At 43.2% G+C, this 12012-nt stretch carries 12 protein-coding genes, 1 tRNA gene and 1 rRNA gene; 2 read left to right on the forward strand and 12 right to left on the reverse strand.

The features are described from left to right. On the reverse strand, nucleotides 1-213 hold a 213-nt coding region (locus K8Q91_00005), incomplete at its 3' end, for a hypothetical protein (GenBank protein MCE9628382.1). A 15-nt stretch (nucleotides 214-228) separates the two neighbouring features. Between K8Q91_00005 and K8Q91_00010 the strand changes: the two genes are divergently transcribed. After that, nucleotides 229-945: a hypothetical protein gene (locus K8Q91_00010; protein ID MCE9628383.1), complete on the forward strand. Its 717-nt coding sequence runs from the start codon at nucleotides 229-231 to the stop codon at nucleotides 943-945. A gap of 12 nt (nucleotides 946-957) precedes the next feature. Here K8Q91_00010 and K8Q91_00015 read toward each other — a convergent pair. The 9 genes from K8Q91_00015 to K8Q91_00055 all read right to left on the reverse strand — a co-directional run bounded on the left by K8Q91_00015 (nucleotide 958) and on the right by K8Q91_00055 (nucleotide 9698). Beyond that, nucleotides 958-1031: transfer RNA gene (locus tag K8Q91_00015), tRNA-Ile, on the reverse strand. A gap of 211 nt (nucleotides 1032-1242) precedes the next feature. Further along, on the reverse strand, nucleotides 1243-1623 hold the full coding sequence (locus K8Q91_00020; GenBank protein ID MCE9628384.1) for a PASTA domain-containing protein: 381 nt from the start codon (nucleotides 1621-1623) through the stop codon (nucleotides 1243-1245). 306 nt (nucleotides 1624-1929) lie between these two features. Next, nucleotides 1930-3403 (reverse strand): 16S ribosomal RNA (locus tag K8Q91_00025). Nucleotides 3404-3694: 291 nt separating this feature from the next. Then, nucleotides 3695-4585: a protein translocase subunit SecF gene (gene secF / locus K8Q91_00030; protein ID MCE9628385.1), complete on the reverse strand. Its 891-nt coding sequence runs from the start codon at nucleotides 4583-4585 to the stop codon at nucleotides 3695-3697. 5 nt (nucleotides 4586-4590) lie between these two features. After that, complete coding sequence (gene secD, locus K8Q91_00035) at nucleotides 4591-5994, reverse strand: protein translocase subunit SecD (GenBank protein MCE9628386.1); 1404 nt, start codon at nucleotides 5992-5994, stop codon at nucleotides 4591-4593. A 109-nt stretch (nucleotides 5995-6103) separates the two neighbouring features. Then, complete coding sequence (locus K8Q91_00040; GenBank protein MCE9628387.1) at nucleotides 6104-6592, reverse strand: hypothetical protein; 489 nt, start codon at nucleotides 6590-6592, stop codon at nucleotides 6104-6106. Between the two features lie 92 nt (nucleotides 6593-6684). Beyond that, nucleotides 6685-7479, reverse strand: coding sequence for a bifunctional 5,10-methylenetetrahydrofolate dehydrogenase/5,10-methenyltetrahydrofolate cyclohydrolase (locus K8Q91_00045; protein MCE9628388.1), 795 nt, complete (start codon nucleotides 7477-7479; stop codon nucleotides 6685-6687). Next, nucleotides 7476-8387 (reverse strand): NAD-dependent epimerase/dehydratase family protein, encoded by a 912-nt coding sequence (locus tag K8Q91_00050; protein MCE9628389.1) that lies wholly within the window; start codon nucleotides 8385-8387, stop codon nucleotides 7476-7478. The genes K8Q91_00045 and K8Q91_00050 overlap by 4 nt, the downstream gene beginning before the upstream one ends. Nucleotides 8388-8390: 3 nt before the next feature. After that, nucleotides 8391-9698, reverse strand: coding sequence for a sugar transferase (locus K8Q91_00055; protein ID MCE9628390.1), 1308 nt, complete (start codon nucleotides 9696-9698; stop codon nucleotides 8391-8393). A gap of 60 nt (nucleotides 9699-9758) precedes the next feature. On the opposite strand from K8Q91_00055, the gene K8Q91_00060 reads away from it, so the two are divergent. Beyond that, complete coding sequence (locus K8Q91_00060) at nucleotides 9759-10895, forward strand: glycosyltransferase (GenBank protein ID MCE9628391.1); 1137 nt, start codon at nucleotides 9759-9761, stop codon at nucleotides 10893-10895. 5 nt (nucleotides 10896-10900) lie between these two features. Here K8Q91_00060 and K8Q91_00065 read toward each other — a convergent pair whose 3' ends face one another. Continuing rightward, the gene (locus tag K8Q91_00065) at nucleotides 10901-11611 is read right to left on the reverse strand and encodes an endonuclease/exonuclease/phosphatase family protein (GenBank protein ID MCE9628392.1); all 711 of its coding nucleotides are present in this window, start codon (nucleotides 11609-11611) and stop codon (nucleotides 10901-10903) included. Between the two features lie 17 nt (nucleotides 11612-11628). Beyond that, complete coding sequence (locus K8Q91_00070) at nucleotides 11629-12012, reverse strand: hypothetical protein (GenBank protein ID MCE9628393.1); 384 nt, start codon at nucleotides 12010-12012, stop codon at nucleotides 11629-11631.

Raw genomic sequence — 12012 nt, forward strand, 5'->3', positions numbered from 1 at the left:
AATGAGCTCCAAGGCCTGATGCTCCTCTTCGCGCAATAGGTAGCGGATGACCATTTGGATAGTCTTGGGTATGTCCTTTTCCTCCGTGGAGATAAGGACGGGAACCTCGTCATAGTCATCGCCCACCCAAAGCCCGTAGAGATCGTCATCGGTACGCGTGTTCGGGTCAAGGAACGACACTCGGACGCGGTCGATGTAAAGCTTGTTCGCCATGACTACATTGCTGGTGTGCTTCCGGGTGAATTCCTTCACCCCGGTCGCGTCCCAAACAATGTGGTTTTGGCACACCGACTGAAACCAGAAACTTTGGATACCAACTGTCCGACGTCCAACTTCCGAATTCCAGACAAAGAAGCCGGGGGCATACGCCTGGTCGCCGATCTCCACCCAACCAGTCGGGTCAATGAGGAAACAGAACATGTCCTGCTCCCCGCAATACAACCCGGTTCCCCCGCCAGTGGCCACTTGCGGTGGCATGAAGCCTTCGGCCCATTCCGCGACTGTATCCAACACGTCGGCATTGAAGAGCCGGGTGCCGCGCGGTTGGATCGGCTGACGGACGCGTACTTGGACCAGGCAATTGAAAAGGAGGCTTATCAATCACGGCAGGCTTCGCATCTGGAGGATCAGCAGCGATTGAAGGAAAAACTGCGCGATGCGGAGGCGGTTCTGGAGGCAAACCGCAACCAACTCCAAGATTTTCTCGAACTGGTTAAAAGCCTTACGCTGCTTTATGAATTGGGAACGGACGATGAAAAACGCAATGTGGTGCAAAGCGTGTTCTCGAACCAGACCGCATTTGGAAAAGACGTTGTGGTTACGCTGTATTTTCCGTTTCAGGCGATGGCAAATCGGCCACCTGTCCTGGATTGTGCGCATGCCAGGACTCGAACCTGGGACCTCGTCATTATAGACGGCAGGGTAAGAGAGAAATTAAAACATTGATACTGCTCTGCGTGCGCATGCCAGGACTCGAACCTGGGACCTCGTCATTATCAGTGACGCGCTCTAACCACCTGAGCTACACGCGCACGCAAGGCACTATCAGATTTCAATGTTTTGAATTTCGAACGCCCGAACCGTCTACATGATTCATATCAGTGACGCGCTCTAACCACCTGAGCTACACGCGCATTAGTATGTAAAATACTCGGAAAATATACCAGAAAAAAGCTGTAAAAACAAGGATACCCAGGGTCGTGCGAGGGACGACCCTGGGTATTATAAGATGACCAGATTTGATTACACGCTTTTGCCGTAGACGAGGGAGACCTCGTCATACTCGGTCCGAGGAGTCCCAGGCGGCGGTGTCTGTTCGATCACCTTACCGTCGCCCCGCTTATCGTTCGTTGACCACAGAAACGTATTCCCGTAGTGGAGTCCGAATGCTTCCATGATCTCGGCAACTTCTTCCGGCGACTTACCGCGGAAGTCCGGAATCTCACGAACGAAAGTCTGAACTTCCAAAGGCACCATCACCGGAGTGGCCTGTTCGGTTGGCGATGCCCGGTTAAAAGAGATCTTCCCTTTCCACCAAGCCCCCACAACACCGGAGCCGAAGTAAACGGCTGTAAACACGATCAAGGACACCCCGATTTTTTCAAACACGGTCAATTTCTTCATGACGTCAATCTCCCAAGGCTACACACTCAAGTGTCGCCAGTTGTTTACAAGTTCCATTATTTATTATATCACATATACAGAAAAAAGCAAGTATATCCACATCTCACCAAAAAACCGCCTAGTTAGGCGGTTTTTTGGTGGTTTACGAAGTTATTTAAAGTAATGTTTTGGACTTTCTTTTGTTCCGTTCATACTAGTCTTTCCTAGTAGGCACATAAATTTAGAGACAATTATGATGAGTCTTCCTTGATATTAAAATCTCGGAACCGACCTAGTAAGTCATTGTCCTAAGACAACAACAACTAGAATGAAATATTTCCACGACCAGCTTCCGCTAGCCGTGCCTTGTTACGACTTAAGCCTTGTCACCGAGCTTGCCTTAGGCCCGTAAAATTACGAGACTTTGGGCACTCCCGGCTCCCCTGCCTTGACGGGCGGTGAGTACAAAGCTCGAGAACGTATTCACCGCAGTATAGCTGACCTGCGATTACTAGCGATTCCAACTTCATGAGGTCGAGTTGCAGACCTCAATCCGAACTGGGGCTACTTTTGAAGGATTAGCTCAGGGTTTCCCCGTCGCGACCCGTTGTAGTAGCCATTGTATCATGCGTGTAGCCCAGGGCGTCAGAGGGACATGCTGACTTGGCGTCATCCTCGCTTCCTCTCCGAAAATCGGAGTAGTCTCGCCTGACACTTGTAACAGACGACGAGGGTTGCGTTCGTTTCCCCACTTAAGGGAACAACTCAAGCCACGAACTGACGACAGCCATGCATCACCTGTCCAGCCGTCCTTGTGAGACGACCAAAGTTTCTTCTGGTCTTCGTCTGGATTTCTAGCCCTGGTGAGGTTCTTCGTTTAGTGTCGAATTAAACCGCATGATCCACCGCTTGTGCGAGCTCCCGTCTATTCTTTTGAGTTTTAGCCTTGCGGCCGTACTTCCCAGGCGGATCACTTAACGCATTTGCTTCGCCTCTCAGAGGGTCGATACTCCAAAAAGCTAGTGATCATCGTTTAGGGCGTGGACTACCGGGGTATCTAATCCCGTTCGAAACCCACGCTTTCGTGCCTCAGCGTCAGAAATGTGCCAGTCTGCTGTCTTCACTTTTGGCGTTCCCCATGATATCAACGGATTTCACCCCTACACCATGAGTTCCACAGACCTCTCACACTCTCTAGTCTAGCCGTATCTCCCGCGTCTTCCCGGTTAAGCCGGGAGTTTTCACAGAAGACTAACTAAGACCGCCTACGCACCCTTTATGCCCAGTAATTCCGGATAACGCTTGGGGTACTCGTATTACCGCTGCTGCTGGCACGAGTTTAGCAACCCCTTATTCTTAGAGTACAGTCACACCGGTCAACCGGTTTCTTCCTCTACAAAAGAAGTTTACGTCCCGAGGGACTTCATCCTTCACGCGGCGTCGCTCCATCAGGCTTTCGCCCATTGTGGAAGATTCTCGACTGCAGCCACCCGTAGGTGTATGGTCCGTGTCTCAGTACCATCGGTGGGGGTCAGCCTCTCAGCTCCCCTAGACGTCATAGCCTTGGTAGTCCTTTACACTACCAACTAGCTGATATCCCGCAGGCTGTTCCTAAAGCGATAAATCTTTACTCTTTCGAGACCATCGAGAATTATTCCGCCTTTCGGCGGGTTATGCCCGACTTTAGGGTACATTCCTACGTGTTACTACCTCGTTCGCCGTGGGTCTAAACCCACTCGACTTGCATGCCTTATCCACGCCGCCAGCGTTCATCCTGAGCCAAGATCAAACTCTAACAAAAAATTGTATAAACAATTTAAGAATGAACGGAACAAAAGAAAACACAAAACTTTCTCTCACGGAATTCGTTCCGTGAGTAGAATTACTTATGGATCATATCTCATAACGACTTCGTAAACATTATGAGACTATTTTGCTGTCAAAGGTCACTAGAAAACAACAGCCTATCGAAACAATAGGCTACAGGGGCTATTATATAGGTATTTAAGCGGGTGTCAATATAAGTAATAACCTATACAAATAAAGCCCCAAAACCGGCCTCTGGGCCGGTTTTGGGGCTTTATTTTAAGGCTTATTTCCGACTCCACTTCTCCCAAGTTACCAGGAGCGGCGAAGCGATGAAGATTGAAGAATAAGTACCCACCACCATACCGATAGTTAGGACCAAGGCAAAGTCTTTAGTGGTCGGACTACCAAAGAAATAAACAGCTAAGAGCACCAAGATAACCGTCATGGAGGTGTTAATAGATCGAGTGAAAGTCTGAGACAAACTCATGCCCACCACATCTTCGAAATGAGGGGCAACTTTATTTTTCAAGTTTTCTCTGATTCGGTCAAAGACCACAATTGTATCGTTAACTGACAAACCTAAGATGGTTAGCAAAGCGGTCAAAAATAAAGCGTCAATTTCTGTCCCCTTAAAGTGACCCAACAAAGCAAAAACACCCGTCGGAATAATCACATCGTGAGCCAGAGTACTAATAGCAATGATGCCATACTTCCACGAAGCAACCGGTCGAGACACGCCCCAGAAAGCAAAAGAGATGAATAAAACAATCATCAGAGCCACAATCACAATAGCAATTATGCCTCTAGTGGCTAGTTCATTACCTAAGGTTGGACCAATTGAGTCCGAACGCTTTTCGGTGAAAGAATATTTACCTTCAACTGAAGCCTGTTTAGTAAGACTATTTTTTTCTTCCGGTGATAAATTTTTTGATCTAATTACCATTCCAGATTCATCAACTGGCTGGACTAACAAATTTCCTAAGTTAGCCTTGTCTAATGAAGCTCTAAGCTCAGCTGTTTCTGGTCGATTCTGACCATAATCTAGCTCAATAGTTGTGCCACCTTTAAAGTCAATCCCTAAGTTGAGACCATACATAGCCACTGCCGCCAAAGAAGCAACGATCGCTAAGCCAGACAAGATATAAAAGAATGATCGATATTTAATTACCCACATATTAGTTATTTAGTGAAACCGCTACCGAATAAAAAGGTCGACAATTTTGTTTTATGCTTAACACCCAAAGCCAACAAGAGAGTTCGGGTGACAGTAATCGCACTAAACATACTAACCAAAATACCAATCATCAAAGTCAGGGCAAAACCTTTGATCAAACTAGTTCCAAACCAGAACAAAACTGCAGCTGAGATAATACTAGATAAATTTGAATCCCGAATCGATAACCACGCTCTAGAAAAACCTTCCAACAAAGCGTCATGAATACTTTTACCGCGACGTAACTCATCTTTTAGGCGCTCAAAGATAAGCACATTAGCATCGACAGCAATCCCGATCGACAAAATTAGCCCCGCCATTCCAGCAGCTGTCAAAGTAACCGGGATTAATTTAAACAAGGCCAGCATGATAGCCACGTAGATTGATAAAGATATAACAGCAATCAAACCAGGTAAGCGATACCAAAAAATCATAAATAGAGCGATGACCGCCAAGGCTACTGCTCCAGCCTTGACCCCTTTATCAAAAGCCTCTTGCCCCAAAGTCGCCCCAATTGTTTGAGATGAAGCCAATTTGATTGGTAGGGGTAAAGCACCAAGGTTTAAATCACGAACCAAAGTCTTAGCTTCGTCGACGGTAAACTGGCCAGTTATTTCCGCTCGACCATCTTTAATCGCTTCACGTACGTTAGGCGCTGACAACAGTTGACCATCTAAATAAATAGCAACCGACTTACCGACATTCTCACTGGTAATTTTGGCAAATAATTTTGCTCCTTCCTCATTGAATTCTAGGCTAACCCCTGGACCAGACACCCCTTCTCCACTAAAAGACACACTCGCTTTTTTTAAATAACGGCCAGACAACCCAGTCGACACATACAAAGGATCTTCACTTAAAAGTGGATTAGCCTTTAATAAAGATTCGATAGTGGTTGAAGCATTGCTAGTGATACTTAATTGAGCTTGTTCATAAGCTTTTTTTATTTGCTCTTTTTCTGGACCATCCGGTCGTTCTGTTTTAAATTCCAAAACTGGAGTTTTGCTAATTAACTGTAACGCCTGGTCAATATTAGTAACTCCCGGCAATTCCACCACCAGTCGATGTTTAGCCTCAGCTCCCAAACCAGCTGTTTCAGTAAAAATTTGCGGTTCAGAAACTCCAAACACGTTAATTCGTCTTTCAATCACCTCTCTCAATGAGTCCATCGCATCCTTCACATCCCCAGCTTGTATAACTGAAGTGTCAGCATCATAAACTAAACGAGTTCCACCCCTAAGATCCAAGCCTAATTTAAAAGGCTTAGATAAAAATGAATCAGGAGTGACAGTCTCGGAGTGGTACACAAAATATCCAACCCCGACTCCCAGCAACAACAAAATAACAGCAAAAATACGGTAATATGACATAAGTATCAATTAAACGATGTAATAGGGCTATTATAGAGAAAATAGCCCGTAAAGCAAGGTTAAACCCGGCAAAACACTTGCGTGCTTTGCCGGGTCAAAATAGAAACAATTACCGACGATTTAAGGTGATGTTGATTTCAAGCGCCTCCAGATATGCCCTGGAACTTTCTAGGGTTCGAAGCCTTTTGTCGGCTTTATCGACCCAACCATCAAGAGCACCTTTTAGTACATCAGAAAACCGGGAATAGCTGATTCGAGCAAGAAGATCCCATAACCCGTTTTGGAACTCCCAAACCTGAGTTTCGACACCACATCTAAAGCCAGTACTCATACTCCAGAACACATCCAACTGACGCAAGCGACCATCACGACCAAGGCCCCAGAAATGATCAGTCTTGCCCTCCCTGTTAAAAGGAGAAGGGTCCCAAATCCCCTGAATTCTTTCACCTTGGGACATCTGCTCGATACGACTGAAGTGACAATCCTTCCCTGCTACTACTGTCTCAAAAAAAGGAAGGGTTTCTGTCGACAAAAACGGATGGAATCGTTTCAAAAGCAACTCCGCAGCATGGACTTCACGATTCGTGGGCGTACCCATAAAACAACTCCTTCGTCACACGTTCGGCGTACCGTTTGGTGACTTTTTTAGACACGGTATTATGCCTAAATCTAGCCCAATTTCTAACACACTTATTGTCCGTCTACAAGGTCTAAAAGATTTGCAAAAAGAAGTACCAAAGTCAGAGGGCCAACACCACCTGGTACTGGTGTAAACAAAACAGCTTTGTCAGCGCAGGCCGGGTCGGCATCACCGGCCAGCCGGCCACTGGCTTCGGAAGTTGCGGCGTCGATAATGACCACTCCATCTTTGATCATGTCCAGTTTAATTAGCCCTGGCTGGCCGGCTCCCAAAATCAAAATATCAGCATGTCTGGTAATCGCTCCGACATCCACCACCTTACTGTCCACCACCGTCACATCATAACCATCACTAGCCAACCATAAAGCGACTGGGCGACCCACTAATTTACCCTGACCAACCACAACGATCTTTTTGTCAGCTAATTCAATCTGACTAGTTTTCAAAATCTCTTGCACTGCTCGCACTACCGGTGAAGGCACCTTGGCATCCTCACCCAAACTATCTGGATCTTTAGCCGGTGGAATCAAATTAATTATTTCCTCTCGATTAAGATGGTCGGGTAATGGTAGTTGCACCAACACCCCATCAATGTCTTGTCGAGCGACTAATTTTTCTATTTCTAATTTTAAGTCAGCTTCTACAATATCAGCCTCGTATTCAAATAGTTGAACATCCACTCCAACATTTTCCCCCACTGCTTTTTTACGATTAATATATTTAACCGATACCGGATCATCTCCAACAATCACCACCGCTAAAGTAACCGGTTTACCTAAACCAGTTACTTTAGCTCGAAGCTCGGCCTCGATTTTTTTACTTAAAGCTTTGCCGTCTAAAATCATAGTAATCCAGCCAACTGTTTTAGTTCATTAATTCCCTCTTCAATCGACACTTGCGGCTCCCACCCAAGTAGCTCCTTGGCTTTAGAGTTATCGGCTTTTGTGTCTTTTGGCTCAAGTCGTGCAGGTAAAAACTCAACAGGACCACCAACCAGTTCCGCAATTCTTTTAACAGACTGGTTGTTACCTGCACCGATATTTACAACCTCCCCCCGACCTATTTTGAGGTTATCTAGGCAAAGTAAATTAGCCCTGACAATATCTGTGACGTGGGTAAAATCTCGTGTTTGCTCACCGGACCCACAGATAGTTAGTGGTTCGTTATTTTGTCGTTGTTTTATAAACTTGGTAATCACCAACGGATAAGATGCTTCAGCACTATCACCTGGACCATAAACATTAAAATATCTTAAACAAACGGTCGGTAAACCATAAATTTCAGTAAAAGTTTTCGCATATAATTCACCAATATATTTTTGTAAACCATAAGGACTTTTTGGTCTAGCTGGCATGGTTTCCACTAATGGTAAGATGTCTTGATCCCCATAAGCAGAAGATGAAGCTGAGTAAACAAAAATCTTTACTCCAGCATCCTTAGCAGACACTAGAAGATTTAGAGTACCTTTAACGTTAGCCTCATTGCTTTCTATTGGGTGATCTATGGAAAAAGAAACTCTAGGTAAAGCAGCTAGATGAAAAACCGCCTCCACGCCAACTAAAAGAGGTTTAAGACTATCTAGGTCAGTAATATCAACCAGGTGGAACGAGACACCATCAGGAATCCTCTCCTTTTTACCAGTCGACAAATTATCAACTACCACCACCTGATGACCATCTTTGAGTAAGGCTCGAACTAAATGTGCTCCGATGAAACCAGCCCCTCCACTCACTAAAATTTTTTTAGATATCATAATTTAAGAACCTTTAGCTGATAATAATAAAGCGACTGTTTTTAAACCTATTTTTATATCCAACCAAATACTTCTATGCTTAATATAATACAGGTCGTATGATAATTTGTTGCGTGTCTCGACAACATCTAAACCATGATGAGGATGGGCTTCATGATACATTTGAGCCCAACCAGACAAGCCAGGTTTAATGATATGACGAATATTGTAATAAGGAATCTGATTACTATATTTTTCAACTGGATCGGCAAACTCTGGGCGTGGACCAATCAAAGAAATATCTCCTCTTACAACGTTCCACAACTGAGGCAATTCATCAATCCTGGTCTTTCGTAAAATCTTACCAACCCTGGTTACTTTGTTTTTGTTCACAGCTCCCCACACTCCACCGTCGTTACTATTAGTCATCGTTCTAAATTTTATCAAATTAATTGGTTGATTGTTTTTACCAACTCGAGTTTGATATGAAAATAAAGGACCTGGTGTTTCTAGTTTTATTAAAACAAAAACAATTGGATATAAAATCAAAGATAAAATCCCAAACACCAAACCAACCATCAAATCGGTTGTTCGTTTAAAAAAATCATAAAATGGTTTTGGTTGATTAGACAAATGTTCCAAGAACCAACGTTCACTAATGATCGAAACCGGGACTCGACCATAAACTTCTTCATAAATGTCTTCAATATTAGCAAAGCGGACTCCAGAAAAAAGCATTCGATAAAAGTTGGCAAACAAAGGGGCACTAGCAGTGTCGTGGGAATTAAAGACAACCATCGACACCTCTTGCGGTAAAGCTCTAGGCTCACCATCCCGAACAGTAATCCCATACTTACTATTCTTCGCAAAAGTCTGTCTTAACTCTTCAACTTCTGGGCCACCACAGGCAAACAAAATTGATTCTTGAGCTGGTCGAATAACAAAACCAACCCCTAATCGACGCCACACCAACAAAATTAAACAAGAAACAACTAAAAATATGAATAGATTAGTTTTAGGAGTAATCCCAAAATAAGGAATCAGATAAAAGAATAGTAGTGCAATGATTATGTTGACCACCTGGGCATTGAGAATAGCACTAGTCAATTTTCTTTCCAAAAATAGAGTTCTAGACCCGTAAAGATCGTACATAAAAAAGACCAGACTCCAGAGAATAAAAATAATAGCAAATGGAGCTAGGTGATCAAAAAAAAGTTGAGTGCTTGGCCAGCCTAGATAACGAATAATAAGCGTCAACCATAAGGCTATCGCTAGGGCAAGCAAGTCACCCAAGAACAAAAAAACTGTTTGAGTGGTAGTCCCAAAACGCATAAGTAGCCGAATAATACAACAAAATAACCTTTTATGCTACCCTAGATACTAAGTACTATTATGACTAAAAAAGTTCTATATTTAATCACTAAAAGTAACTGGGGTGGAGCCCAAAAGTATGTTTTTGACCTGGCCACCAACCTACCTAAAGACCAGTTTGAGACAGCTGTGACTAGCGGTGGCACCGGAGCCAAAGGAGCTGAGGTTGGTCAACTGGCCAATAAACTAGCCGAGGTCAGCCTCCCTTTCTACCCGATCAAATCGTTCACTCGTGATATTTTTTTATTTAACGAACTAAAAGCTTTTTGGGAAGTGGGTTTGATTATTAAAAAATATAGGCCAGACATTCTTCATGTTAATAGTTCTAAAGCGGCTGGTGTCGGTGGTTTCGTCGGGCGACTAATTGGTGTTAAAAAAATTATTTATACCGTTCACGGTTGGCCTTTTAACGAACAGCGAAATTTTATCAGCAAATTCCTGATCTACTTTTTTTCGTGGCTAACCTGTTTTCTAGTTCATGAAGTAATTGTGATCAACGAAAAAGATTTTGCGCAAGGCAAGAAAATGTTTCTAGTGGGTAAAAAAATGCATCTAATTTACAATGGTCTCGCTCCTATTTCTTTCCTGTCCCAATCAGAAGCTCGTAAAAAGTTAAGAGAAATAACTATCCACAATTTTTCTGATTCAGATTTAATTGTAGGTTCAATCGCTGAACTCCACCCCAACAAAGGATTAAACTATTTGATTGAGGGAGTAGCGCAGGCACCAGAATGGAAATTAATAATAATTGGCGGTGGTCAAGAAAAAACCAATCTTGAAAAATTAATCCAGAAACTCAATGCAACTGATCGAGTATTTCTAGCTGGCTTTGTCACCAACACTTCCACCCTACTCAAAGCTTTTGACGCTTCCGCTCTTGTCTCTCTCAAAGAAGGTCATCCTTACGCTGTGCTGGAATCGGGCCTCGCCTCACTCCCTGTTATTGGTTCAGACATTCCTGGCATTCGAGCGATTATTGACTCACCAGACAAAGGCATGTTAGTTCCCCCAGCCAACCCCCAGGCTATTACTGAAGCCCTAAATAAATTAGCCAACGACCCTACCATTCGACAGACTCAAGGCGAGAATCTCCAAAATAAAGTCCAATCAGACTTTAATATCGAAAAGATGATAAATAGCACCACTCAGTTATATTAGGAGATCTATATCTTTTTTATCGAAGCAACCACAGCCAAGTGATCACTCACTCCATCTACTAATTTAATGTCCACCACTTCGTAGTGAGGAGTAGTAAATAAAGCATCAACCATATAAGGTAAGTAACCAGCTCTGTGCAGATTTTCATCTAAACTAGTTACCACCTCTTTTGGAATATTATCTTTGTACATCGTCGCCCAGTTATCAAATATATCTGTTCCACGGGGACAGTTAGTATCACCAGTAAAAATAAGTTCGGGCATAGAATTTAACATTTTAGTTAAATCAACTTGAAGTTCTTTTTGAAAATCAGACACCTCATTCCCAACATGATTTTTGGGGAAATGGGTCGTGGTAACGGTAAAAACATCATCACCACTGACCACATCAACTCGCACTAAAGCAAAAACAGACCAGTAGACATCGAGGGGATGCATTTTACTACCAGGCAAATGATCCACTCCTCGCCAGTAGTAATCCGCCTTCGAAGTGATAATTGACAACTGACTCAAAACACCAGCACCCAATATTCCCTCTGAATTTGTAAGCATTGGGGCAAATAAACCAGTCATACCCAACTCTGCCTTAAAGAGATTAAAAGAAACTTCGCTAACCTCTTGTAGACACAAAACGTCTGGTTTTTCTGTCTTTAAGAAAGGGGTGATTTTATCAATATGCCTATCCCCTTCGACATTTAGTTGTATTAGTTTGATCATAAAAAAATATTATATCTTTAAATCAAAATTTTTGAAATATCCTCTCTAGAGATTTTACGAACCTTAACTCCTTCCATATTTAAAATATAAGATTTCATTAATCGATGAAGTCCATCCAAGATAAGCCATCGACCTTTATTTTCCATAATATCGATCGGGTGAATTAAATCAGCTTTCATGGTTCTTTCATACTCTTTTTCATGAGCTTTCGGACTATCAATCACCTCTTGGGGTTTGAGATTATAAACCCCATCCTCCCACAAAAATGGAACATCAAAATGCCAAGTTAATTCTTTTATGTCCATTTCCTCTACTGGTACATCAAGAGCCCAAACCTTTTCTTCACTCCAATTAAAATCAAACCCGACGTCTTTAATAATTTGTGGAATATCTTTTTCCAT

Source organism: Candidatus Vogelbacteria bacterium (assembly GCA_021414225.1).
Taxonomy (GTDB): domain Bacteria; phylum Patescibacteriota; class Minisyncoccia; order Phycocordibacterales; family XYD1-FULL-46-19; genus JAIOOX01.